This is a genomic window from Duganella sp. BJB476 (assembly GCF_003416895.1).
Lineage (GTDB): Bacteria > Pseudomonadota > Gammaproteobacteria > Burkholderiales > Burkholderiaceae_D > Rugamonas.
The window spans coordinates 247,214-271,857 of the sequence record NZ_QVIO01000007.1 but is presented as its reverse complement, the minus strand read 5'-3'; the positions used below and the strand labels follow the sequence as shown (position 1 = coordinate 271,857).

24 protein-coding genes are annotated in these 24,644 nt (G+C 62.1%); 14 read left to right on the top strand and 10 right to left on the bottom strand.

The annotated features are described in order from the left end of the window. Together D0T21_RS25320 and D0T21_RS25315 are read right to left on the bottom strand one after the other, a co-directional pair. Positions 1–669, bottom strand: a complete 669-nt coding sequence (locus D0T21_RS25320; protein WP_116992295.1) for a hypothetical protein — start codon at positions 667–669, stop codon at positions 1–3. Further along, complete coding sequence (locus tag D0T21_RS25315) at positions 666–1,691, bottom strand: NADP-dependent oxidoreductase (protein ID WP_116992296.1); 1,026 nt, start codon at positions 1,689–1,691, stop codon at positions 666–668. The genes D0T21_RS25320 and D0T21_RS25315 overlap by 4 nt, the downstream gene beginning before the upstream one ends. Before the next feature lie 74 nt (positions 1,692–1,765). Here D0T21_RS25315 and D0T21_RS25310 point away from each other — a divergent pair, with 74 nt between their 5' ends. From D0T21_RS25310 to D0T21_RS25295, 4 genes are all read left to right on the top strand, one after another. Beyond that, positions 1,766–2,680 carry a LysR family transcriptional regulator gene (locus D0T21_RS25310; protein WP_116992536.1) on the top strand — a complete coding sequence of 305 codons (915 nt, stop codon included), beginning with the start codon at positions 1,766–1,768 and terminating at the stop codon, positions 2,678–2,680. A gap of 104 nt (positions 2,681–2,784) precedes the next feature. Beyond that, the gene (locus D0T21_RS25305) at positions 2,785–3,267 is read left to right on the top strand and encodes a hypothetical protein (protein ID WP_116992297.1); all 483 of its coding nucleotides are present in this window, start codon (positions 2,785–2,787) and stop codon (positions 3,265–3,267) included. 92 nt (positions 3,268–3,359) lie between these two features. Continuing rightward, positions 3,360–3,839, top strand: coding sequence for a hypothetical protein (locus D0T21_RS25300; protein ID WP_147328171.1), 480 nt, complete (start codon positions 3,360–3,362; stop codon positions 3,837–3,839). 138 nt (positions 3,840–3,977) lie between these two features. Beyond that, the gene (locus D0T21_RS25295) at positions 3,978–5,519 is read left to right on the top strand and encodes a methyl-accepting chemotaxis protein (protein WP_116992299.1); all 1,542 of its coding nucleotides are present in this window, start codon (positions 3,978–3,980) and stop codon (positions 5,517–5,519) included. 97 nt (positions 5,520–5,616) lie between these two features. Here D0T21_RS25295 and D0T21_RS25290 read toward each other — a convergent pair whose 3' ends face one another. From D0T21_RS25290 to D0T21_RS25275, 4 genes are all read right to left on the bottom strand, one after another. After that, on the bottom strand, positions 5,617–9,198 hold the full coding sequence (locus tag D0T21_RS25290; protein ID WP_116992300.1) for a M1 family aminopeptidase: 3,582 nt from the start codon (positions 9,196–9,198) through the stop codon (positions 5,617–5,619). Positions 9,199–9,207: 9 nt separating this feature from the next. Then, positions 9,208–10,101, bottom strand: a complete 894-nt coding sequence (locus D0T21_RS25285) for an ABC transporter ATP-binding protein (protein ID WP_116992301.1) — start codon at positions 10,099–10,101, stop codon at positions 9,208–9,210. Positions 10,102–10,308: 207 nt separating this feature from the next. Next, positions 10,309–11,505 carry an ABC transporter permease gene (locus D0T21_RS25280; protein WP_116992302.1) on the bottom strand — a complete coding sequence of 399 codons (1,197 nt, stop codon included), beginning with the start codon at positions 11,503–11,505 and terminating at the stop codon, positions 10,309–10,311. A 3-nt stretch (positions 11,506–11,508) separates the two neighbouring features. Beyond that, positions 11,509–12,288 (bottom strand): ATP-binding cassette domain-containing protein, encoded by a 780-nt coding sequence (locus D0T21_RS25275; protein WP_116992303.1) that lies wholly within the window; start codon positions 12,286–12,288, stop codon positions 11,509–11,511. Between the two features lie 112 nt (positions 12,289–12,400). On the opposite strand from D0T21_RS25275, the gene D0T21_RS25270 reads away from it, so the two are divergent. Beyond that, the gene (locus tag D0T21_RS25270) at positions 12,401–12,835 is read left to right on the top strand and encodes a hypothetical protein (protein ID WP_116992304.1); all 435 of its coding nucleotides are present in this window, start codon (positions 12,401–12,403) and stop codon (positions 12,833–12,835) included. A 47-nt stretch (positions 12,836–12,882) separates the two neighbouring features. Beyond that, positions 12,883–13,524: a 2-polyprenyl-3-methyl-6-methoxy-1,4-benzoquinone monooxygenase gene (gene coq7 / locus D0T21_RS25265; protein ID WP_116992305.1), complete on the top strand. Its 642-nt coding sequence runs from the start codon at positions 12,883–12,885 to the stop codon at positions 13,522–13,524. Here the strand turns inward: coq7 and D0T21_RS25260 are convergent. Further along, complete coding sequence (locus D0T21_RS25260; protein WP_116992306.1) at positions 13,521–13,943, bottom strand: OsmC family protein; 423 nt, start codon at positions 13,941–13,943, stop codon at positions 13,521–13,523. The two genes, coq7 and D0T21_RS25260, sit on opposite strands and share 4 nt — an antisense overlap. Positions 13,944–14,073: 130 nt before the next feature. Here D0T21_RS25260 and D0T21_RS25255 point away from each other — a divergent pair, with 130 nt between their 5' ends. The 6 genes from D0T21_RS25255 (at position 14,074) to erpA (ending at position 19,283) form a co-directional block, all read left to right on the top strand. Then, the gene (locus tag D0T21_RS25255; protein ID WP_116992307.1) at positions 14,074–16,266 is read left to right on the top strand and encodes an NHL repeat-containing protein; all 2,193 of its coding nucleotides are present in this window, start codon (positions 14,074–14,076) and stop codon (positions 16,264–16,266) included. Between the two features lie 129 nt (positions 16,267–16,395). Continuing rightward, entirely contained in the window at positions 16,396–16,824 is a 429-nt protein-coding gene (gene rplM, locus D0T21_RS25250) for a 50S ribosomal protein L13 (RefSeq protein WP_008445136.1), read from the top strand. A 9-nt stretch (positions 16,825–16,833) separates the two neighbouring features. Then, entirely contained in the window at positions 16,834–17,226 is a 393-nt protein-coding gene (rpsI, locus tag D0T21_RS25245; protein ID WP_008445137.1) for a 30S ribosomal protein S9, read from the top strand. Positions 17,227–17,385: 159 nt separating this feature from the next. Continuing rightward, positions 17,386–18,423, top strand: coding sequence for an N-acetyl-gamma-glutamyl-phosphate reductase (gene argC, locus D0T21_RS25240; protein ID WP_116992308.1), 1,038 nt, complete (start codon positions 17,386–17,388; stop codon positions 18,421–18,423). Between the two features lie 74 nt (positions 18,424–18,497). Continuing rightward, the gene (locus tag D0T21_RS25235) at positions 18,498–18,869 is read left to right on the top strand and encodes a polymer-forming cytoskeletal protein (protein ID WP_116992309.1); all 372 of its coding nucleotides are present in this window, start codon (positions 18,498–18,500) and stop codon (positions 18,867–18,869) included. A gap of 51 nt (positions 18,870–18,920) precedes the next feature. Further along, on the top strand, positions 18,921–19,283 hold the full coding sequence (gene erpA / locus D0T21_RS25230) for an iron-sulfur cluster insertion protein ErpA (protein WP_008445143.1): 363 nt from the start codon (positions 18,921–18,923) through the stop codon (positions 19,281–19,283). 69 nt (positions 19,284–19,352) lie between these two features. On the opposite strand, the gene D0T21_RS25225 is transcribed toward erpA, so the two are convergent. The 3 genes from D0T21_RS25225 to D0T21_RS25215 all read right to left on the bottom strand — a co-directional run bounded on the left by D0T21_RS25225 (position 19,353) and on the right by D0T21_RS25215 (position 22,787). After that, a complete protein-coding gene (locus D0T21_RS25225; protein WP_158568051.1) occupies positions 19,353–20,144 on the bottom strand; it encodes a bifunctional 2-polyprenyl-6-hydroxyphenol methylase/3-demethylubiquinol 3-O-methyltransferase UbiG in 792 nt (263 codons plus the stop codon). A 26-nt stretch (positions 20,145–20,170) separates the two neighbouring features. Beyond that, a complete protein-coding gene (locus D0T21_RS25220) occupies positions 20,171–21,265 on the bottom strand; it encodes an anhydro-N-acetylmuramic acid kinase (RefSeq protein WP_116992311.1) in 1,095 nt (364 codons plus the stop codon). 139 nt (positions 21,266–21,404) lie between these two features. Next, positions 21,405–22,787 (bottom strand): peptidoglycan DD-metalloendopeptidase family protein, encoded by a 1,383-nt coding sequence (locus D0T21_RS25215; RefSeq protein ID WP_116992312.1) that lies wholly within the window; start codon positions 22,785–22,787, stop codon positions 21,405–21,407. A gap of 157 nt (positions 22,788–22,944) precedes the next feature. Between D0T21_RS25215 and tyrS the strand changes: the two genes are divergently transcribed. Beyond that, complete coding sequence (gene tyrS / locus D0T21_RS25210) at positions 22,945–24,198, top strand: tyrosine--tRNA ligase (protein WP_116992313.1); 1,254 nt, start codon at positions 22,945–22,947, stop codon at positions 24,196–24,198. Beyond that, positions 24,195–24,641, top strand: coding sequence for a D-aminoacyl-tRNA deacylase (gene dtd / locus D0T21_RS25205; RefSeq protein WP_116992314.1), 447 nt, complete (start codon positions 24,195–24,197; stop codon positions 24,639–24,641). Before tyrS ends, dtd begins: the two co-directional genes overlap by 4 nt. Positions 24,642–24,644: the final 3 nt, after the last annotated feature.

The following is a 24,644-nucleotide window of genomic DNA, read 5'->3' as shown; positions in this document are numbered from 1 at the left end:
TCACTTCAAATCGTCGGTGTAAAAGTAGACCGTACCACGAATCGCTTTGGCGGGCACATGCAGCGCGGCGGCCAGCGCTTGCGCGGCCGGCTGCTGCAGGGCCTGCTTGTTGAGCGTGATAGCCGTTGTCGATGCGCCGCTGGCCGCCGCGTAGGAAACGATGTGATCGAAATCCGGCCGGCTGTCTATCTGCTTGACCAGGTAGCGCTGTTGGCCGCTGCCTATCTGCACGTAGCTGGCGTCGGCGCTGCTCTTCTGCGCCGGCGACAACTGGCGATACATCAGCACCTTGTCGACCACGACAGTGGAGGCGGCGAACTGCGTCTTGCCGCCTTGCTCGAAATGGCCCAGCACCAGGTCGGCCTTGAACTGCCGCAGCGGCGCGGCGCTCGCTGGCGCCAGGCGCGACAGCTCGAACTTCTCCGGCGCGATGGTCCACAACGCGGTCTTGCCGTCGAGACGACGGCGCAGCGCCGCGTCGGTGGCGGGATCGGCCACATGCACTTGCAGGATCACCTGGTAGTCGTGCGGCGCATGGAACATCGGCAGGTGCGATGCATACAACCCCTCTTTGCCGCCGAACAGCGCCATGCCGTGCTCGCCATAACTGGCGTCCGCCGCGCCGGCGCTACCGGCGATCAAGGCCAGCGCGACCAGCGCGGCCCTCATGCCTTCACCAGCAGCTTGCCGCGATGCTCGCCGGTGAACAGCGAGTTGAGCGCCGCCGGCAGTTGCTCGAAACCGTCGATCACCGTTTCCTCGAACACGATCTCGCCCGCCTTCACCCACGGCGCGACGATGCGTATCATCTCGTCCATGCGGTGCAGGTAGTCGCGCGCCAGCATGCCCTGGATGGTGGCGCGCTGGTACAGCATGTGATGCAGCAGGCGCGGCCCCAGTTCCGGCGTCTCCAGGCCGCCGCTGTACTGGCTGATCTGGCCGCAGATGACGATGCGCGCGCGGCGGTTGATCAGAGGGATGATGGCATCGGTCACCATGCCGCCGACGTTGTCGAAATACACGTCGACGCCGCCGGTCAGCCGCTTGATTTCCGCGCCCAGCGCATCGGCGTCGGCATAAGCCTTGTAGTCGATGGCCCAGTCCGCGTCCAGCACATTGCGCAGCCAGTCGCACTTGGCCGGGCCGCCGGCGATGCCGAGCACGCGCGCGCCGTGGCGCTTGGCGAACTGCACCACCAGCGATCCCACCGCTCCCGCCGCGCCGGACACCACCACCACCTCACCCGCATGCGGCTTGCCCGATTCCGTCAGGCCGAACCACGCGGTGCGGCCCGGCATGCCCAGCACGCCGAGCGCGGTGGTCACCGGCGCCAGCTCCGGGTCAATGCGCTTCAGGCCGCTGGCGTGCACGCGCGCATGCGTCTGCCAGCCGGTGTAGCTCTGCACCCAGTCGCCGGCCGTAAAGCCGGGCGCGTTCGACGCCATTACCTGCGCCACCACGGCGCCTTGCTGCACGGTGTTGAGCGGATGCGGCTCGGTGTCGTAGGTCGGCTTGGTGGACTGGCCGATGCGCATGTAGGGATCGACGCTGAACCAGCGCGCCTCGATCAGCACTTCGCCGTCGCCCAGCGCGGTCGACAGTTGTTGTTCCACGAGCTCGTAGTGCTCGGCCGTGATCTGGCCGACGGGCTGCCGGCGGTAGATCCATTGTTTTTGGGTGAGAGTAGTCATGCTGCAGATGGTAAGATGCTCTTCGTATCCAGTAAAGCAACTTAAATTCACTATTCGTATCCTGTTTGGACATCATGAATCTTTCCGACCTGCGTGTTTTCGTCAGCGCCGCCCGCCGTCCGTCGCTGGGCGCGGCCGCGCTGGAGCTGCATTTGACGCCGTCGGCGGTGTCCAAGGCGCTCAAGCGGCTGGAAGACAGTCTGGGCAAGCCGCTGTTCGACCGCAGCGCCAAGCAGCTGGTGCTGAACGACAGTGGCCAGTTGCTGCTGGCCCGCGCCCAGACCTTGCTGGCGCTGGCGGACCAGGCCAAGGCCGATTTGATGGGTGAGCGCGCCGCCGTGGATAGCCGCATCGCCGGCCCGGCCATCCTGCTGTGGCGGCATGGGCAGATGCTGTCGCAAGCCCTGCGCGCCTACCCGGAAGCGAGCCTGCGCATGCAGGCCATGTTCGAGGATGAGGCGCTGGCGGCGCTGCTGCGTGGCGATATCAACGCCGCCATCGTCACCGGCGACGTCATCGAAGGCCGCGGCGAGCACTGGTCGGATGAATGGCAGGTCACGCCGCTGGGCAGCGTGACCTTGCACCTGGTGGCGGGGCAGCGCCATCCGCTGGTGACGTCGCTACCGCCGGCGCCGCTGCTGGAGGCGGACACGGCGCAAGTGCTGACGCACGACTTCGCCTGCCCGTCGCGCTCGCTGTTTTGCGGCGTGCAGCGCGGCGCCCGCTCCGACGGCTGGCGCGACGACCAGTTGCCGCGCAAGATCCGCTACTGGACCGACGATCTGCAACTGCTGCTGGCGCTGGTCAAATCGGGCGAGGCGCTGGCCTACCTGCCGGACTTCGCGTTGGCCGATCCCGAGCTGCGCCGCATCCACGTGACCGATTGCGCGTTCGAATGCGTGGAACAGGTGGCGCTGGTGTGGAATCGCGTCAAGGCCAGCACCTGGCAGCGCGAACTGGCGGCCGCGCTGGCCGGATACAACTCGTAACTTTTCTTACGGAACTGTGGTCGTCTGCCGCCGGGGCGGTCGCGTTAATTGCTCAAGACGCTGATGAACAGCGGTCTGTCAACCACTAGAAAAGGAACACAATCATGAAAACCAAATCCCTGATGATCGCCGGCGTGCTTTCCATGATCAGCGCCGCAGCTTTCGCGCAAACCAATCCAGTGGCACAAGTCCATCAGGACAATGCTCAGATCCGCCAGGACGTCAAAGAGATCCACCAGGACACCCGCCAGATCAAGCGCGACAACGCGGTGATCGCGGTCAAGCAAAGCCAGGTGGCGGCAGGCCAGCAGCAGCTGCAGGCGGAACGCGGCGAACGCAATGCGCTGGCCCGCGCCGAACACGCCGACGTCAAGAAGGGCGACCTGGCCGGCGCCCAGCAGCTGGACCAGGCGCGCCGCGCCGAGCAGCAAAACATCAAGGTGGAGAAGCAGGCCATCAAGCACGACGAAAAAGTGATCGCCCGCCGCAGCGTCGACAAGCACCAGGAGCAGGTGGCGCGCCGCGACGAGAAACTTGAACGCCATGCGGACAAGGTCAAGCGCGACCATGACGCCGCCAAGATCTGATTGTTGAAATGTTAAGCAAGCCGGGCGCCTCCAAAACACCCGGCTTTTTACCGCTTGCTTCGCTGGGGCCGAACACCTATATTGAATGTACTATGACCGTCGCCCTCAACTCCGTTAGCGCAAGTCCGGCCTACCAGCCGTATGTGCCCGTCGTCTCCAGTACGGCGGCGGGGGCTTTGTCGTCCGAAGCCGTCAGCCTGTCGGCGGAGTCGGCTGTGGTGGCGTCGCTGGGGGGATCGACCGGCGCTTCGGTCTACACCCCGTCCGGCTTGCTGGATAGCTTGCAGCAGGCCGGCACCGCGACCGAACCGGTCACCGTTCCCACCGACGGCAGTAATGTTGACACTTCCGCCACCGCGCAGCAAGCGCAAGACCAGGCCATTCTTGGCTCGCTGGCCTCGGCGCCGTCGGCGTCGGGCATCTACACCGGCGCCGGGACGGTCAGCGGGCTGTCCGCGCAGGCGTCGGCCAACTGGGCGGACCTGCTCAAGGCCAATCCCAGCCTGGCCGGCACCGTCATCGCCGACTCCTACAATGCGGGACTGGTCAGCTCCCTGCAAGTCACGGCCTAGGCATACTTCAGCAATAAATTAATTCCCGTGATAAACTGTTGGTTCCTTGGGGCAATTTTTATCCTTCCGCCCGATTCGCAGTTCCAATAGTAGCAACGCTTCTCTTTTTCCAATATTGCCTTCACGGGCACACAAATCATGAAAAACTTGAATATCGGCACGCGCCTTGCCGCGGGCTTTGGCTTGGTATTGGCGTTGATGACGCTGATGACCGCAATCGGCATCAGCCATATGCAAACCGTGGCCGAAGCCACCCGCGACATGATGCAGCAGCCGCTGGCCAAGGAACGCATGATCAGCGACTGGTATCGGCTGATCCACACCAGCGTGCGCCGCACCTCGGCGATTTCGAAGAGCAGCGATCCGTCGCTGGGACCGTTCTTCGCCGAAGAAACCGCCGCTTCGACCGCCGAGGTCAACGGCCTGCAAAAACAGGTGGAACCGCTGCTCGTCACCGAGCAGGAGAAGGCGCTGTTCGACGGCATGAAGGCCAACCGCAAGCGTTACCTGGCGTCGCGCGACGCCATCGTGTCGCTGAAGAAGGACGGCAAGCTGGACGAGGCCGCCGCCATGCTGGAGCAGCACTTCACGCCGGACGGCAAGGCGTACCTGGAATCGCTGCGCGGCCTGCTGGAATTGCAGCGCAAAAGCATCGACGATAACGCGGCGGCGATTGAATCGCTGTATGAGCACAGCCGCCAGTTCATGATCCTGTTCGGGCTGGCGGTGCTGGCGCTGGGCGTGATCTGCGCCTGGCGCCTGACGCGCGGCATCACCGTGCCGTTGAACCGGGCGGTGGAGGTCGCCGTGGCCGTGGCCAACAAGGACCTGACCACGCGCATCGAAGTGAGCACGAAAGATGAAACCGGCCGCCTGCTGGCGGCGCTGCGCAGCATGAATGATGGCTTGATTGGCATCGTCACCGAAGTGCGCAGCGGAACCGAGAGCATCTCCAGCGCCTCGAGCCAGATCGCCGCCGGCAATCTGGATTTGTCGGCGCGCACGGAGGAGCAGGCGTCGAGCCTGGAAGAGACCGCATCGTCGATGGAAGAACTGACGTCGACAGTCAAGCAGAACGCGGACAATGCGCGCCAGGCCAACCAGTTGGCGGTCAAGGCCTCGGCCGTGGCGCAGCGCGGCGGCGGCGTGGTGGCGGACGTGGTGCAGACCATGGATGCGATCAACGGTTCTGCGCGCAAGATTGTCGACATCATCGGCGTCATTGATGGCATCGCTTTCCAGACCAACATCCTGGCGTTGAACGCGGCGGTGGAAGCGGCCCGTGCGGGCGAGCAGGGCCGTGGTTTCGCGGTGGTCGCGACCGAGGTGCGCAGCCTGGCGCAGCGTAGCGCGACGGCGGCCCGTGAAATCAAAACCCTGATCGACGATTCGCTGCAAAAGGTGGATGCCGGCAGCCTGCTGGTCACGCAGGCCGGCAACACGATGAACGAAGTGGTGGAGAGCATCCAGCGCGTGACCGACATCATGGGCGAAATCACGACCGCCAGCATGGAGCAGAGTTCGGGCATCGAGCAGATCAACCAGGCGATCGGCCAGATGGACCAGGTGACACAGCAGAACGCCGCGCTGGTGGAAGAGGCCGCCGCAGCGGCAGCCTCGCTGCACGATCAGGCCGATGCGCTGACCGAGGTCGTGGCCGTCTTCAAGCTAGCCGCATAAAAACCCGGGGTCAAGTCTGACATTCGGACACGAGCTGAACCTTAGCGTACGTTATGGTTCAGTTCGTGTCCGAATGTCAGACTTGACCCCAGCTGTGTTATTGGGTCAGCAGTTCGACGGGGATCATATTGTCGTCGGGCTTGCGGTCGATGAGCTTGTTGTCGGGATCGATGCCGGCCTTGCCCGGGCGGCCGTTGATGATCACCGTGTACAGATTGTCCTTGCGTTCGATTAGCTTGCGCTCGCGGTACAGGCTGTTGCCGTCCTTGTCGTCGATGCCGATGTCGATCCAGTCCTTCAACGGCGTGTCTTTTTCCGCGCCCTGGTCGTCGGCCCGTACCTTGGCGGCGCTGACCGCGAACGTCACTTCGTACTTGCCGTCCACCAGCTTGCGCGCAGTGGCCGAGACCGCATGATTCTCGTACAGCACGATGTGGTTGAACAGGTCGTCGATCAGGTAAGCCTGTTCAGGCGGCGTGATCTTGCGCAGCGCGTCGACCAGCACCGTGACGCTCGGGTATGGCCCGGCCTTGCGGCCATACTGCGCCAGCATCTCCTTCAACGCGGCGTTGACCTTGGCCTCGCCCAGGATGTCCTGCAACTGGTACATCGCCAGGCTGCCCTTGCGGTACTGGATGTAGTTCTGGTTTTCGTTGTCCGCCAGCGGCATTTCCTTCTTGCGCTCCAGCGCGCGGCCCATCAGGTACAGGTCCAGGTCGTAGTGCAGGAAGCGGCGCATCTTGTCCGCGCCAAAATTCTTCTTCATCACCATCAGCGCCGAGTATTCGGCCAGCGTTTCGCTCAGCACCGTGCCGCCGCGCGTGTTGCCGCCGACCAGCTGGTTGCCCCACCACTGGTGCGCCACTTCATGCGCGGTGACGTAGAACGGATAGTCGATGTCCTTCGGACTCTTGTCGTTGACCTTGGCGATGAAGCCTATCGATTCCGAATACGCGATCGTGGTCGGCAGCGATTGCGCGAAGGTGGCATAGCGTGGGAACTCGACAATGCGCACCAGCTTGTGCTGGTAAGGCCCGAAGTTGCGCGTGTAGTAGTCCAGCGATTCCTTGATGCCCTTGTCCATGCGGTCGAGGTTGTACTCATGGCCGGGATGGTAGTACAGCTCGATGCCCACGTCCTGCCACCAGTCGCGCTTGACCAGGTAGCGCCCCGACTGGATGGCGTAGTAGTTCAGGATGGGCTGGTCCATCTTGTAGTGATAGTAGTGCCGGCCCTGCTTGCTCCATTCCTTGACCAGCGTGCCCGGCGCGATGGCGATCTGGTCGGCGCTGGTGCTGACGGTGGCGTCAAAGCTGATCCAGTCGGCGTCGCTGCTGGCGATGTTGTTGGCCAGGCCGGCCGGGTCGTCGCGCGGCAGCATGCGCTCGCGTGCCGGCAGCTTGTGCTTCCTGCGGTCGCGCGCGTCGCTCAGTTCCATGCCCTGCTGGTAGCCGATGTGCGGCAGCACGCCGTTGTTGAAGAAGGTGCCGTTGCCGATCACCGGCGTGTCCTGGCCCATGCCTAAAATGCCTCCGGGCAGGTAGACCACGTCGAAGTCCATCGTCAGCTGCGCGCCGGGCGCCAGCGGCTTGGCCAGCTTGTAGCTGTAGAAGCCGAGCTCGTCATCCTGGAAGCCCGGCCGCGCGTCCTGGCTGAAGCGCGCCTTGAATTGGGTGGTGCTGTTGTCCTGGTAGACCAGCACGTCGGTGATCGGCTGCGCGGTCTTGTTCTCCAGCAGATAGCGGCCTTTGACCACCAGGCTGCGCTGGTCCGGCACGATGGCGACGTCGAGCTTGACATCGGTGATGCGCGGCTGCGGCACCACGGCGAATTTCTTGTACTTGCGCTCGTAGTCGGCGCGCTCGGCATCCTTCTGGTAGGCCGATTTGAAACAGTGGACGATGTGGGTGTTGTAGAACACCACGCTGCCGGCGCCGACGAACACCAGCAGGCCGGCGGCCACCGTGCTCAGCACCGGCACCGTCAGCGCGTGGCGCGCCAGTTGCAGGCGCTGGCGCCAGCCGTCGTTGGTGCCGCGCGCCCAGAACAGCAGCGACAGTACCGCCAGCAGCAGGGCGGCGCCGGTCCAGTAGAGTTCGAACCAGCGTTCGCGCGCCAGGAAGTGGCCGTAGCCGTTCATGGCGGAGTAGATGAAGCTCGGCATGTTGCCGTAGACGAGCATGGGATCGTCGACGCCTATCGTGCCCAGCGTGACGCTGGCCACGTAGTAGACGATCATCGCGAAGTAGGCCAGGTATTTCTGGTTGATCAGCACTTGCAGCGCGATCGCCAGCACCGCCGACAGCGCATAGGCCGGCAGCTGGATCAGGAACAGGTGGTACAGGTACAGCCCCGGCTCCAGGATGAAATAGCCTTTGACGATCTGGATCGCCATGCCGCACACCATCACCACCACCATCAGCAGGGTTTGCAGGCCGATCAGCGCGATCAGCTTGGACAGCATCGGCAGCCAGCTCGGGATCGGCAGCGCGTCCAGCATCTGCGCCATGCGCGCCTCGCGCTCGCGCCATACCAGCTCGCCCGCGTAGAAGGTGGTGATGACGAACATGAACAGCGCGAAGGTTTCCGACACCGACTCCAGCACCAGGTAGGTGACCGGGTAGGTGGTGGTGCCGAACATCGAGCCCATGTCCAGTGCGCTGGCCAGCATCATCAGCACGCCGGCCAGCACGATCACCAGGAAGTAGATGTTCTTGGTGGTTTCGCGCAGGTTCAGCCAGCTCATCTTGAACAGCAGCGCGGCCAGGCTGCGCGACTGGAAGTCCGGCTTTTCCTGGGTGCTGGTGGACTGGGCCGACAGGTGCAGCGGGGTTTCGCCTTCGCCGCGGCTGGTGCTGCCGGCGCCGCTGTCGATGGTGGCGATGAAGTGGAAGCGCCAGTAGCCCAGCAGCAGGCCGGCCAGCGCGAACGAACACCACAGCACGCGGTTGAGCAGGTACACGCCTTCCGGCCAGAACATGCGGCTGTTGCGCTCGATGATGGGCCAGTATTCGGTCAGGCGGATCACGGCGGTGGTGCCGAAGGGATCGATCAGCGCGGCCAGGGTCTTGTAGTCGAGGTCGCGCGCCAGGCCGGGGGCGACGATGTAGCCGATCAGCATGACCACGCTGGAGATGTAGACCGGCAGCATGCGCCGCGTCAGCGCGGCCAGGATGAAGAACACGGCGCCGAAGATGAAGATGTCGGGCAGGATGACGATCAGGTAGGGGATCAGGTAACCCAGCACGCCCGGCTGGCCCAGCCGCTCCGGATCGATGCCGGGGATAAAGCTGCCCAGCCAGCAACCCAGGATGATGCTGGTGAAGATGATGGCCAAGGTCAGGTAGGCGCCGAGGAAGCGGCCGAACATGTACTGGTGCTTCTTGATCGGCGCCGAGAAGAAGAAGTGCTGCATGTCGTATTCGAAATCCTGCTGCACCGAGCGGCCCATCATGGCGGCCATGACCACCACGCCCAGCGAGCCGAGCACGCTGGTGGTGAACATCAGCGAGCGGGGCGAGTCGATCAGCTGGCTGCCGAAGGCGACCGAGGCGCCCTTGAAGACGCCGCCGGCGGCGGCCATCCACAGCAGCGACAGCGCCAGGAAGCCGAGGAAATAGACCCAGGTGGACAGCAGCTTGAGGCGCTGACGCGCTTCAAAGTAGGCGATGGAAAACATAAGGCCGCCTTAATCGCAGGTGGCCGCAGCGCTGTGGCGGCCGGCGATGGTGGCGAAATAGACATCTTCGAGGTCGCCGATGGCTTCTTCAAAGCCGTCGCCGGGATCGGTCTCGCTGTAGACATGGATGAGGGTGCGGCCGGACAGCAGGCGCGACGAGATGACCGGGTGGCGCAGCTGGAACGATTGCAGGTCGCGCTTGTCGATGAAGCGGGCCCAGATCTTGTCGCTCACTTCGTGGATCAGTTCCTGGGTCGGGCCGCACAGCAGCAGGTGGCCCTTGTTGATGATGGCCATGTTGGCGCACAGGTCAGCCACGTCGCTGACGATGTGGGTCGACAGGATCACGGTCTTGTCTTCGCCGATGTCGGACAGCAGGTTGTGGAAGCGCACCCGCTCCTGCGGATCGAGGCCGGCGGTCGGCTCGTCGACGATGATCAGCTTGGGATCGCCCAGCAGCGCCTGGGCGATGCCGAAGCGCTGGCGCATGCCGCCCGAGAAGCCGCCGAGGCGCTGGTTGCGCACGTCGAACAGATTGGTTTGTTGCAACAGGCCGTCGACCACCTCGCGCCGGCGGTTGCGGTTGGACAGGCCCTTGAGCACGGCGAAATGGTCCAGCAGCTCGTAGGCGGTCACTTTCGGATAGACGCCGAAGTCCTGCGGCAGGTAGCCCAGCAGGCGGCGCACTTCGTCTTTTTCGTCCAGTACGTCGATGTCGTCCAGGAACACCGAACCGGAATCGCATTCCTGCAAGGTCGCCAGCGTCCGCATCAGCGTCGACTTGCCGGCGCCGTTGGGCCCGAGCAAGCCGAACATCCCGGTCGGGATGGTGAGCGAAATATTGTCCAGCGCTACGACGCCATTGCCGTAGGTTTTAGACAAGTTGCTGATGCGTAATTCCATGCTAACTCCTGAATGATTCTGCCGGTGCCTGCGCCGCGTTTCTGTACGGCCATACACTTTTCACATGATGGCATTGTATTGAATTTGCTCTATATGTGGGGCGCCATTGCGATAGGCGGCCGAAACTGCGCGCCAGAGTGCAGAAAAGGCCGACCAGACGGCGGTGCGCGGCGGCCTTGTTCCGGGCTAGTTGAATAGACAACTTGTTCAATTTCTAAACAAAACCTGCTCGCGGTTGAACCACCAGCGGCACAGGGCCAGCAGGGCGCCGGCGGTCAGGGTGGTCGACAGCAGGATGACCCAGAACATGCTGTAGTCCATCGTGCCCTTCACCAACTCCTTCATCGCCAGCGAAACATTGGTCATCGGCACCATCGCCCATTTCCAGTTCAGCTCGACGCCGGGCAGCAGCGCCACCAGGGTCGGCAGCACGGTGACGATGATCAGCGGCGAGATCAGGCCGGCCGCCTCCTTGTAGCTTTTGGCGTAGACCGAGATCGACAGCAGGATGGCGGCGAAGATGGCGGCGGTCGGCACCAGCATCAGCGCCACCATGGTCAGGTCCAGCAGGCCGATGGCGCGCACCATCTGCACCAGGTCGCCGCCTATCATGGGGCCGAAGAAAGTCAGCAGCATGCCCAGGCTGCCGATCATCAGCAGCGCCGAGGTCAGGCCGACGGTGAACAGCATCAGGAACTTGGCCATCACCAGCGCGGTGCGCGAGACCGGCGCCAGCAGCAGGGTTTCCAAGGTGCCGCGTTCCTTCTCGCCGGCGCCGGTGTCGATCGCCGGATACATTGCCGCCATCAGGCACACCATCAGCAGGATGTAGGGCAACATGCCGCCGACAACGGCGCCCATCTGCTCACGCTTGTCGGCGGTGGAATGGTCTTCCAGCGTGATCGGGTCGAGCGCGAAGCGCAGTTGCTCCTTGTTGAGGTTGAGCGCGGACAGCGCCTGTTCGCGCAGCAGGCGGTTCTGGCCGCCGACCACCGACATCACGCGCTTGCGCGTCAGGTCGACCGTGACGGCGCTGTTGTAGTGCAGCGCGATCACGGCTTGTTGTTGCTGGGCCAGGCTCGCTTCGAAACCGGCCGGTATCACCAGCGCGAACTTGATGCGGTCGTCGCCGATGGCGGTCTTGATGTCGGCCGGGCTGGCCAGCAGCACTTCGCGGAAGCCTTTTTCTTTGGCGAAGCGTTCAGCCAGCTTGGGCGCGTTGTCCTTGCCGAAGATGGAGTAGGTCATCTCGGCCTGGCTGGCCTGCTTGAACATGCTCGACGATACGTAGCCGAAGCCGGTGAAGATCAGCGGCATGGCGAACACCGGAATGAACACGGTGAAGAAGAAGGTGCGGCGGTCGCGCGCCAGTTCCAGCAACTCCTTGAGGTAGATGATCCACATGGCTCAGGGCTCCTGGTTGATGACGCCGACGAAGGCGTCGTACAGGTCGGCGCTGCCGCCCAGGTGGCGCAGCTCGTCGACTGTGCCGTGGAAGGCGGTCTTGCCGTGGTTGATGATGCAGACGCGGTCGCACAGCTTTTCCACTTCGTGCAAGTGGTGAGTGGAGAAGATCAGCGGCACGCGCAGCGCCTTGTAGCTGGCGATGAAGTCCAGCAGGATCTTGGCCGACATCACGTCCAGGCCGGTGGTCGGTTCGTCGAGGATGACAATCTGCGGCTCGTGCACCACGGTGCGGGCGATCGAGCATTTCTGCTTCATGCCGGTGGACAGCTGGTCGGCGCGCTTGTTGCCGTATTCGGACATCTGCAGCAGCTCGAACAATTCATCGCAACGGCGCTTCAGGTAGGGCGGGCTCATGCCGTGCAGGCGGCCGAAGTATTCGACGTTTTCGCGCGCGGTCAGGCGGCCGTACAGGCCGGTGGTGCCGGATAAAAAACCGATGTGCTGGCGCGCCGCCAGCGGATCGTGCAGCAGGTCGACACCGTTGGCGTGTATGCTGCCTGCATCTGGTTTCAGTGCGGTGGACAGCAGGCGCAGGGTGGTGGTCTTGCCGGCGCCGTTGGGACCAAGCAGGCCCAGCACTTCACCGGGAGCGCAACGGAAGCTGACATCGCGCACCGCATGGAACCAACCGTCGTGGTCGCGCGGATCGCGCGCCTGGGCCGGCTTGCCGCCGCGCGACGGCAGGCGAAAACGCTTGGCGAGCCCCCTGACCTCGATCATTGTTCTGTCCCTTGTTGAAAAGATTTCAAGAGTAGCATGTAAAAATTCTCGCGCGCAAGCTACTAGCCATACAAATGTCTTGCTATAGTCGGATATGGGAGAACAATAAAAAATGAATCCTCAATTGCAGGAAAAAATTCTGGCGGTCACCCATTGTGGCGTCAACCGTAGCGAGTCCACCGGCTTCTTTCGCGTGGCGCTGGGCCTGTTTTACCTGTCGGGCCTGATGACCAAGGAAACCCTGGACTTCGACAAGCTGGACCGCGACTTCAACCGCTTCATCTATCACAGCATCGGCAAGGGCCACAGCATCACTAGCATCCTGCAATACATGAGCGGCGAGAAGGTGGTGCCGGTGGTGGAGTCCAAGCGCTTCCTGCGCGCGTTTGCCGAACACTGCGCCGAAGTGCCCATCGAGAATATCCCCTTCCTGCTGGGCCTGAACCTGAGCGTGGCGAAGGACATTTCCAAGATCGATGTGCGCGGCCCGGTGGCCGACTATATCGAACGCCAGCGCCAGTTGCGCGAAGCGGCCGAGGCAAACTGAGGCTGTCGCCTCTATAATATTGCTTTCGTCCGAATTCGAGTTTTCTTATGGCCGCACATCACCACACCCCGCTGGACCGATTGATCGCCGGCGCCGATAAGGCGCTGCGCGTGATTACCGGCGTCGCCTCGGCATCGCGGCCGACGCCGGCGCTGCACGCGGCCGACGCCCAGATGAGCGAAGCGGAAACCCGCCACAGCGCCGGGCTGATGCGCGTGAACCATGTGGGCGAGGTCTGTGCGCAGGCGCTGTACAACTCGCAGAGCCGCTTCGCCAAGACCGAGGAAATGCGCGCGCAGTTCGAGCAGGCGGGCAGGGAAGAGGAAGACCATCTGGCCTGGACCGCGCAGCGGCTGGCCGAACTGAACTCGCATATCAGCGTGCTCAATCCGCTGTTCTACGCCGGCGCGTATGCGCTGGGCACGGTGGCGGCGGTGCTGGGCGATGCGCGCAGCCTGGGCTTTGTGGTGGAGACGGAGCGGCAGGTGGAGGCGCATCTGGCCAGCCATCTGGATCAGTTGCCGCCACAGGACGCCAAGTCGCGCGCCATCGTCGAGCAGATGCGGCAGGATGAGATTGAACATGGCGCCGCCGCGCAGGCGCTGGGCGCCTCGCAGACGCCGGCGCCGGTGCAGGCTGTGATGGCGGTGATGGGGAAAGTAATGACCAGCACCGCGTATTACATCTAGGCTTCGATAATCTCGAACGAATGCGTGATCTCGGCAGTCTTGCCGAGCATGATGGACGCCGAGCAGTACTTGTCGTGCGACAGCGTGATCGCCCGTTCCACCGCTTCAGGCTTCAAGTCCTTGCCGGTCACGGTGAAGTGGAAATTAATCTTGGTGAACACTTTCGGCTCGCTGTCCGCGCGCTCGGCGGTCAACGTGCACTCGCAGCCGCGGATGTCGGCGCGGCCCTTCTTCAGGATCAGCACCACGTCATACGCCGTGCAGCCGCCGGTACCCAGCAACACCATCTCCATCGGACGCGGCGCCAGGTTGTGGCCGCCGCCCTCGGGCGCGCCATCCATGTTGACCATGTGGCCGGAGCCGGTCGTGGCCAAGAAACTCATGCCCGACGGGCCATTCCAGCTGACTTTGCATTCCATCGTTCTCTCCGTTAAAAATCGTTGCGCATATTGTAAAGGAGTCCGGCCGGACTGGCTTGCATGAGGTTTTTTTGCTTGCAGCAACCTGGAACGAATCGCATACTTTATGACTTAGATCAAGGAGGACGCGATGAATCAGGCCATCAAATACCTTTGTTCCTATGGTGAATTGACCGTGCCGGGCACCACGCCCCTCGGTCCGCTGGCCGACGATTTCACGCTCAATTCGCCGGTTGGCGTGCATGCCGATAGTTTCGGCAGGCTGTGGGTGTGCGATACAGGCAACAGCCGCGTGCTGGTCTTTAACGCCGATTTGTCCGAACTGCTGCACGTGATCGAGGGTCCCGGCGACGATACGCCCGATGCGCCGCGCCTGCTGATGCCGTTCCACGTTTGCCCCCATCCCACGCACCAGTTGATGTACTGCACCGACATGGGCCACGGCCGCGTGGTGGCCTTCGCCTACGACGAGCACGAGATCTGGTTCAGCTATGCCTTCGGCGAAGGCGGCAGCCACTACCTGCCGCTGTCCGATCCGAACGGCATCACGGTGGTGCGCGAACGCGACGGCGTCGATTACCTGTATGTCTGCGACGAGTTCTTCCACACGGCCGACGACCTGGCCAGCCGCTGCGTCAAGTTCACGCTGGAGGGCGAATTCATCAGCCAGTTCCGCCACGTCGGCGGTCCCGGCGTCAAACACGAGCTGCTGTGGCCGCAGGGTTTGGCCAGTGACGCGCGAGGCAATCTCTACCTCGCCAACACCGGCCACTACGAAGTGCTGAAGATCAGCACCGACTGGCCCATCGTCGACGAATGCGTGCAGGCGCCGCATGACACGGTGATGCTGCACCAGCACGGCAAGCCCACCGGCATCGGCAAGTTCAATGTGATGCGGTCGGTGTGCGTGATCGGCGACCGCGTGTTCGTGCCCGGGCACATCGAGAACGCCATCACGGTGTACGACCTGGAGGGCCAGCAAGTGAGCGTGGTCAACGGCCTGCTGCCTTTGTGGAACCACACGCTGGAGCCGGTGCACAGCTTGTCCGATTTCGTCTATGGCGCGCTGGAGGACGTGGTGTTCGTCGGGCCGTACCAGATCTGCGCGGCGGAAGACGAACCGGATGTGTATTTCATCAGCGAACCGTTCGCGTCCAGCGTGATCAAGGTGCGCATCCCACGCGTCAAAGGCGATGAGGATGCGTTGCTGATCGAGTCGGTCGGCCACCGCCGCGACGACCAGAACCGGTTGCGCTCGACCTCGCAATTCAATTGCATGACGTCGGTGATCGGCTTCAATCGCGAGCGCCGCGCAGTGCCGCGCGAGCCCCAGGCCGCCGGCAACTGGATCGACCAATGGGCCCAGGCCACGACCAGCATCTACAAGTACTGGTATGACCAGTTCCGCACCCACATGGGCATCGATCCGCTGGCGCGCATGGAGAACGCCTCGCTGAACATCGATTCCGGCAACTGGTGCATGAAGACCTTCAACACCGAGAGCGATCCCTACCACCAGTTGCAGGACATGATGCGCGGCTTCTTCGTGCCGGGCGACCTGGCGATGGACGTCTACTATCCGCATACGCCGCCGCTGGGGCAGATCTGTCCCGGCACGCCGATCGTGTTCGTCACCAACTTCAATATGTGCACGGTGACGATGTACCAGTTCAATCCGGCCGGCTACCTGATCAACTACGGCATGCCCTTCGGCCGCGAGGGCATAGGCGGTGACGGCACCTTGAAGGCGCCGCAGGGCATCGCCATCAACGGCCAGGGCGAGATCTACATCGCCGATTCGCTCAACAACCGCATTTCGATGTGGCAGATCCAGCCGACCGGCTTCGTCGCGTTCCGCAAGAACTTCCGCTGGCAGTCGGACGACGATTTCACGCCCTGCGACATCGCCATCGACGCCCAGGACCGCTTGTTCGTCTGCGACCAGTTCAACAACTGCCTGCGCGTGTTCGACCGCGAGGGCAACAGCCTGTGGACTTACGGCCATCTCGGCTATTGCGATGATGTCAACGTTGACTACGGGAAGTTCATGCTCCCCGCCAGCGTCTGCATCGACGGCGACCGTCTCATCGTCAACGACCTGGTCAACCGCGCGCTGAAAGTGTTCCGCATCGGCGACGATACGCTGCACTACGAGACCGGGATTTCCGTCTTCAAGAAATACCCGGACGCCGGCGGCGTCTGGATGCCGTACTTCATTTACGCCGACCGCGGCCGCCTGTACGTGCCCGACACGACTTTCAATGTGGTCAATGTTTTCCGTTACGGGGCCGCGGAGCCTGATTCTGCCGGCATTGCAGCTTGACTCGGCGGGTGCTTCCCGCTTATACTTGTCGGCTTTCCGTTCGCTCAGGAAAGTAAATAAGAAGGCCGAGTCCGCTGAAGCAATGGCGGAACCACCATTTGAGCGTGTTTTATTATTTAGGAAGTCAACATGAAAACTTTTTCCGCTAAGGGCCATGAAGTCCAGCGCGATTGGTTCGTGATTGACGCGACGGACAAAGTCCTCGGACGTGTTGCCAGCGAAGTGGCACTCCGACTGCGCGGCAAACACAAGCCAGAATTTACTCCTCACGTCGACACCGGCGATTTCATCGTCATCGTCAACGCAGGCAAACTGCGCGTGACCGGCACCAAAGCAACCGAGAAGACCTACTACCGTCACTCGGGCTACCCAGGTGGCATCTATGAGACCAACTTCCTGAAAATGCAACAGCGTTTCCCAGGCCGTGCTCTGGAAAAAGCCGTCAAAGGTATGCTGCCGAAGGGCCCATTGGGCTACGCAATGATCAAGAAGCTGAAAGTGTACGCTGAAGGTTCGCACCCGCACGCTGCTCAGCAACCTAAAGCACTCGAAATCTAAGGAACTGACATGATCGGTAACTACAATTACGGCACCGGCCGTCGCAAGAGTGCAGTAGCTCGTGTGTTTATCAAAGTTGGCACTGGCCAAATCATCGTTAACGGCAAGCCAGCGGCTGAGTACTTCTCCCGCGAAACCGGCCTGATGGTTATTCGTCAACCACTGGAACTGACCGGCAACGTTGAGCGTTTTGACATCAAAGTCAACGTTCACGGCGGCGGCGAGTCCGGCCAGGCAGGTGCTGTTCGTCACGGCATCACCCGCGCTCTGATCGACTACGATGCAGCGCTGAAGGGCGATCTGGCACGCGCCGGCTTCGTTACCCGCGATGCACGTGAAGTTGAACGTAAAAAAGTTGGTCTGCGCAAAGCACGTCGCGCAAAACAATTCTCGAAGCGTTAATTTTTACGCTGTGGTGCGCTGCTTGCGGCGCATCCTCAAAAAAGCCGCCGGCCTCGTGTCGGGCGGCTTTTTTGCTATCTGGCCGACGTAACACGTCTGTCGCATATGCCTGATAAAATGGCAGTCCCCTCCACGCATTACCTCATTCAAGGAAAGAACATGATCAAAGTTGGCATCGTCGGCGGCACCGGATACACCGGAGTGGAATTGCTGCGACTGTTGGCAGTCCACCCTGATGTGCAGCTGACGGCTATCACGTCGCGCAAGGAAGATGGCTTGCCGGTTGCCGATATGTTCCCTTCGCTGCGCGGCCGCGTGAACCTCGCCTTCTCGTCGCCCGACAAGGCCGACCTGAGCAAGTGCGACGTGGTGTTCTTCGCCACCCCGCACGGCGTCGCCATGGCGCAAGCGCCGGCGCTGCTGGCGGCTGGCGTCAAGGTGATCGACCTGGCGGCGGATTTCCGCATCAAGGACAAGGCTGTCTTTGAAAAATGGTACAAGATCGAGCACACCTGCCCAGGCCTGCTGGATGAAGCCGCCTACGGCCTGGCCGAACTGAACCGCGACGCCATCAAGGGCGCGCGCCTGGTCGCCAATCCGGGTTGCTACCCGACCACCATGCAGCTGGGCTACTACCCGCTGCTGAAGGCCGGCCTGATCGACGCCGGTTCGTTGATCGCCGACTGCAAGTCGGGCGTGTCCGGCGCCGGCCGCAAGGCTGAGATCGCTACGCTGTTCTCTGAATCCAGCGACAACTTCAAGGCCTACGGCGTGGCCGGCCACCGCCACACGCCGGAAACCTCGGCGCAGTTGCAGAAGTTCACCGCCGACAAGGTCGGCCTGGTGTTCACGCCGCACCTGGTGCCGATGATCCGCGGCATGCACTCGACTCTGTACGGCCGCCTGACCAAGGACGTCAGCAACGAAGAGCTGCAAGCGCTGTTCGAAGCCCAGTACCTGGATTCGCCGTTCGTCGACGTGATGCCGTTCGGTTCGCATCCGGAAACCCGTTCCACCCGCGGCTCCAACATGCTGCGCCTGGCGCTGCATCGTCCGGACAACGGCAACACCGTGATCGTGCTGGTGGTGCAGGACAACCTGGTCAAGGGCGCGTCCGGCCAGGCGGTGCAGTGCATGAACCTGATGTTCGGCCTGGAAGAAACCACCGGCCTGACCCAGATCGCGCTGCTGCCGTAAATCAAAGTTGCGGTAGGGCGGGGATAGTAGATTAGGAATTCCCGCCCACTCCGCCTGCAGATAGAAAGCCGCACATGATCGATATGGACAGCCTGATCGGCGCCGCCACCCGCGTACAAGGTGATTTGCTGTTTCGCGGCGGCATGCGCATTGATGGTGAGGTCATCGGCAATATTGTCGCGGAGGCAGGATATCCCAGTTATCTCGTCATTGCCGAGCATGCTCGTGTGGAAGGTGAGATACGTTGCGACCATCTGGTGGTCAACGGCGAGGTCCAGGGTTGTGTTTTCAGCGCGGATTTGCTTGAAATCCAGCCGAGTGCCCGTATCATTGGGGATGTCAGTTACAAAGTCTTGGAAATGCACGGCGGCGCACAGGTGTTGGGCACATTGACCCACCGCGACAGCTCCGGCGTGGGACCGCTTTTGGCGGTCTCTGGAGCATAAATTACGCCAACGGTCTATAATGGATCAAATGTTTTCACGTAGGAGTCTGAAATGAATGCTGTCGCCGAATCGCTAGATGTAATCCCGTCGCCTATTATCTTCACCGATAGCGCGGCTGAAAAGGTCGCCCAACTGATCGAGGAAGAGGGTAATCCAGACCTGAAACTGCGCGTGTTCGTGCAAGGTGGCGGCTGCTCCGGCTTCCAGTACGGCTTCACGTTTGACGAAATCGTCAACGAAGACGACACCACCATGGTCAAGAACGGCGTCCAGCTGTTGATCGATTCGATGAGCTACCAGTACCTGGTCGGCGCGGAAATCGATTACAAGGACGACCTGGAAGGCGCGCAATTCGTCATCAAGAACCCAACCGCTACCTCGACCTGCGGCTGCGGCTCGTCGTTCTCGGTATAAGTTGCGCGCGACCGGCCCTGGCCGGCTGCGATAAACGGCGGACAACTGCGGTTGTGCCGCCGTTGTTGTTTATGCCTGGGCTGGCCGTTTGACGGCGATGATTTCCAGTACGCCCGCCACGCGGTTTAGTAGTGGAATGCGGCACAGATAACGATCGAGCACGATGAGTGGACGGCTGAAACGGCTGTAGATGCGGCGCACGCCCATCGGCATGCCAGTCAAGTTTTTTGGCACCAGGTTGGCGCGGCGCAGGCTGGCCACCCGGAAACCCTTATCTTCAAGTATCCCGATGATTTCCGCAGCGTGGTAGCGTCTCGGATGCGTGTAGCCCAGCTTAAGGCAACGCACCAGCGCTTCCTGCCACGACGCTCGTTGCGGCAATTGGTAAATCAGCAGCTTGCCTTCCGGGCGCAGCACGCGGGCGATTTCGGCCAGCGACTTGAGCTCGTTGCCCGCGACGCCGCTGCATTCGTCGATATGCTCCAGCACACCGCAGCTCAGCACCGCATCGAATGTCTGCTCCGGAAACGGCAGCTGCGTCGGGTGCGTCGTACGGATGACGTTCAGCCCGTTGCACAAGGGGATAGACGGCAGGCATGTGTCGTCGGCGCCGATGTCGAACGAGGTCATGTCGAAGTTGCGGCGGCGCAGTAGCCAGGTCATTTGCCCATAGCCGCTGCCCCAGTCCAGGATGCGCGCGGCTGGCTGCGGAACCACCGCCGCTATGTGGTCGGCGATCCGTATATAGTTGAGCAGGTTGACGGTTTGATCGAGATGGGGAATGTTGAGCTTGGCGCTCCGGATGCTGGCGGCATTATGTTCCAGGAAGGCCAAGTCGTTGCTATTGTTTGGAAGATTCATGCGGCACATTATACGGTTTTGTGGCGTCAGCGCGGGTAGAGTGCGCCCAATACTCGATCGCCATGGGCGCCCGTTACGCTCGGCAGGTTGCCCGCCAGCCGCTCGGTGAAACGATAGCCCAGCCAGGCGAAAGCCATCGCCTCGACCCGGTTCGGCGCCACGCCCAGCGCCTGCGTCGATTCCACCGTCACCTGCCGACCCAGCGCCGCGCCCAGCTCATCCATCAGCACGCCGTTGTAGGCCCCGCCACCGCACACGTAGACCGCGTCCGTGCCCGCACCATAGGCCTGGATCGCCTGCGCCAGCGTGAGGGCCGTCAGGCGCGTCAGCGTGCGCTGCACGTCTTCCGGCCTGGCGCCGGCGTACGCCGCCAGATGCTGGTCCAGCCAATTGATGTGAAACAGGTCGCGGCCGGTGCTCTTCGGCGCCGGCAGCGCGAAATACGGCTCGGCCAGCATGTTCGCCAGCAGGCCGGGGATTTCCTGGCCGCTGGCCGCCCAGGCGCCGTCCTGGTCGAATTCCTTGCCCTGGTGGCGGGTTATCCACGCATCCATCAGCACATTGCCCGGTCCGGTGTCGAAACCGATCACTTTGCCGTCCGTCAGCACGCTGATATTCGAGATGCCGCCGATGTTGGCCACCACCCGCGTTTGCCCGGGCTTGCCGAACAGCGCCTGGTGGAAGGCCGGCACCAGCGGCGCACCCTGGCCGCCGGCGGCGATGTCGCGGCTGCGGAAATCGGCGATCACGTCGATGCCGCACAGTTCGGCCAGCAGGGCGGGATTATTGGTCTGGCGCGTAAAGCCCAGTTCGGGACGGTGGCGTATGGTCTGGCCATGCACCGCCACCGCGCGGACGTCCTGCGCCTGCAGCGATACGTCGTCCAGCAGCGCCTTCACGCATTCGGCGTAGAACCGCGCCAGTTGATTGGCGGCCAGCGCCTCGCGTTCGATCTCGTTGTGACCGGAGGCCTGCAAGGCCATCAGGTCGGCGCGCAGGGCGGGCGGGAAGGGCACGTAGGCGGCCGCCAGCGTGTCGATGGCGTCGCCGGTGAAGCGCGCCAGCGCGCCGTCCACGCCGTCCAGGCTGGTGCCGGACATCAAACCGATATACAGAGACATAGCTGCATCCAGAAATACAAAAACGTATTTTGCCTGAGTCGGCGTGCGCTGTCGCACAGAAGAAGCGGCCTGGCCGGCGCATGCTGATAAAAAAACAGGCCGCTGGCGCGACCTGTTTTGATGAAGCTGAATTGAAGTCTTACTTCGCCGCGACGCGGGTGCCGCCGGAGCCGCCCGGCTGCAGCAGCGCGAAGCGGTGCGACATGTCGGAAGCGTAGGACTTGAAGCGGGACATTTCGGCTGCTGTCAGCGGTGCCTGGGCTTGCACGTTCAGCGTGCCTGGATCCTTGGCTTCGCCGCCGACGCGGAATTCGTAGTGCAAGTGTGCGCCGGTCGACCAGCCGGTGGTGCCGACGTAGCCGATTACGTCACCCTGGCTGACCTTGCTGCCTTTTTTTATGCCAGGCGCAAAGCGGCTCATGTGGGCGTAAGCCGTGGTGTAGTTGGCCCAGTGCTTGATCATGACGAAGTTGCCGTAGCCATTCTGGGTACCGGCGAAATCGATCACGCCATCGCCCGAAGCGCGGATAGGGGTGCCGGTCGGTGCCGGGAAGTCGATGCCTTTGTGCTGTTTCCACTGGCCGGAAATCGGATGCACGCGCATCGCGAAGCCTGAGGAAATACGGGAGAATTCAACCGGGGATTTGAGGAAGGCTTTCTTGAGGGACTTGCCGTCGAAGCTGTAGTAACCGCCGCCCTGCTTGCTTTGTGGATCTTCGAACCAGACCGACTGATACGTCGTGCCCTTGTTGGTGAACTCGCCGGCCAGAATACGGCCCGCTCGCACAAACTCGCCATCCTGCCAGAACGTTTCGTAGACCACATTAAAATGGTCGCCGCGCTTCAGGTCGCCGCGGAAGTCGATGCTGGTCGAGAACATCTCGACGATCTGCTTGACGATGGTGTCCGGCAGCTTGGCGCCGTCTTCGCTCGAATCGGTCGCCGCATACAGCGTCGAGCTGATGGTACGCGCATGCATTTCCACGCGGCGTTCCAGCTTGGCCGCTTCTTCTTCCGCGACAAAGCCGTCGCCCTTGCGGGTGACCTTGATGTTCTTGACCGGATTGTCCTTGCCATCCACCACCACGGCGCGCAGCCATTGCAGATTGCCCTCGTCGTCGGTCTGCGCCTGTACGCGCTTGCCGGTCTTGAGCTGCATCACGCCTTTCGCAACCTTATCTTTTTTGATAAAGTTCTCGGCCGCTTCATCGTCGATGCCGAGACGGGTCAACAGCGCGGCCAGCGTATCGCCGGCGCGGATTTTTTCTTCGTGGACGAAGTGTTCGTTGGAGGATTGCTGTTCCAGCGCGGAGATCTGCGAGCTGAGATCCGGCAGTGCGACCGATTCCTGCACCGATTTGACCGGCAGGTCGGACGCGTCAGGGGCGAGCGGAGCTACGCCGGCGGCACCGAAAGCACACACTGCGAGAAACAATGCAGACGCGCTGATGATGCGCGCCTTGCGCGTAGAACCTAGCAGACTGAACAAGCGTGAGCTCGTGAATTTATGTATTTGGTTCATGCAATCAGTTAAAATTTGCCGCTTGAACTATTCAGGAACGTTTTATTTCTTCTAATTGTTATTAAAGTTCGTTTTCGTACGGCAAGATTGATGGATCGAGGATTATAACAAACTCCTGAAGCTGCCTACCTTTTTCTGAAAAATACCGCAAAAAACTATGACTACCTCTTCTTCGACATCGCCGGCCCCCTCTAAAGTACTGCCGTTGACCGACAGCGTCCTGGAGGCCCTCGCCATCACCAAGCGCGGTGTCGACGAGCTGCTGATTGAAAGCGAGTTCGCGCAAAAGCTGGCGCGCTCCGAACAAAGCGGCGTGCCGCTGCGCATCAAGCTCGGCCTGGATCCTACCGCACCTGACCTGCACCTTGGCCACACCGTTGTGCTGAACAAGATGCGCCAGCTGCAAGACCTGGGCCATCAGGTGATCTTCCTGATCGGCGATTTCACGTCGATGATCGGCGACCCGTCCGGCCGCAACGCCACCCGTCCGCCGCTGACGCGCGAGCAGGTCGAGCAAAACGCCATGACCTACTTCAAGCAGGCCTCGCTGGTGCTGGACCCGGCCAAGACCGAAATCCGCTATAACTCCGAATGGTGCGATCCGCTGGGCGCGCGCGGCCTGATCAAGCTGGCCTCGCATTACACCGTTGCCCGCATGATGGAGCGCGACGATTTCAGCAAGCGCTTCAAGAGTGGGACTCCGATCGCTGTCCATGAGTTCCTTTATCCATTGATGCAAGGCTACGATTCGGTCGCTTTGAAGGCAGACCTTGAGCTAGGTGGAACAGACCAGAAATTTAACTTGCTTGTTGGCCGCGAGCTGCAGAAGGACTACGACCAGGAACCGCAGTGCATCTTGACCATGCCACTGCTGGAAGGCCTGGACGGCGTCGACAAGATGTCCAAGTCGAAGAACAACTACATCGGCATCACCGAACCGGCCAACACCATGTTCGCCAAGATCATGAGTATTTCCGACGTGATGATGTGGAAATATTACGAACTGCTGTCGTTCCGCTCGCTCGCCGACCTGGCCGCGCTGAAAGCCACCGTCGACGGCGGCGCCAACCCGCGCGACGCCAAAGTGGCGCTGGCGCAGGAAATCGTCGCCCGTTTCCATTCGCAGGCTGCGGCGGAAGAGGCGCTGAACGACTTCGTCAACCGCTCCAAGGGCGGCATTCCGGACGACGTGGCGGAAATCACGCTGCCGGGCGCGCCGGCCGGCATCCAGCAACTGCTGAAATCGGCCAACCTGTGCGCCTCGGTGTCGGAAGCGGGCCGCATGATCGAGCAGGGCGGCGTGCGCATCGACGGCACCGTGGTCAGCGACAAAACGGTCAAGATCGAGGCCGGCACCTTCGTGCTGCAAGTGGGCAAGCGCAAGTTCGCGCGCGTCACGCTGACGGCATGATAGGGCTGCTGCAACGCGTCAGCGGCGCCAGCGTGGTGGTCGACGGCGCCACCGTCGGCGCCATCGACGCCGGCCTGATGGTGCTGGTGTGCGCCGAACGCGGCGATACCGAGAAGGAAGCCGATGCGCTGCTGACCAAATTGCTGGGCTACCGGGTGTTCGCCGACGAGGCCGGCAAGATGAACCGCAGCGTCACCGACGTGGAGGGCGGCCTGTTGCTGGTGCCGCAGTTCACGCTGGCGGCAGACACCAAATCCGGCACGCGGCCTTCGTTCACGCCGGCCGCGGCGCCGGCCGACGGTCTGCGCCTGTTCAATTATTTTGTTGAACAGGCCCGCCAAAAGCATAAAGTAGTGGAAACCGGCCAGTTTGGCGCGGATATGAAGGTCAGCTTGACCAACGACGGTCCGGTGACGTTCTGGCTGCAAACAAACGCAAAATAAAAC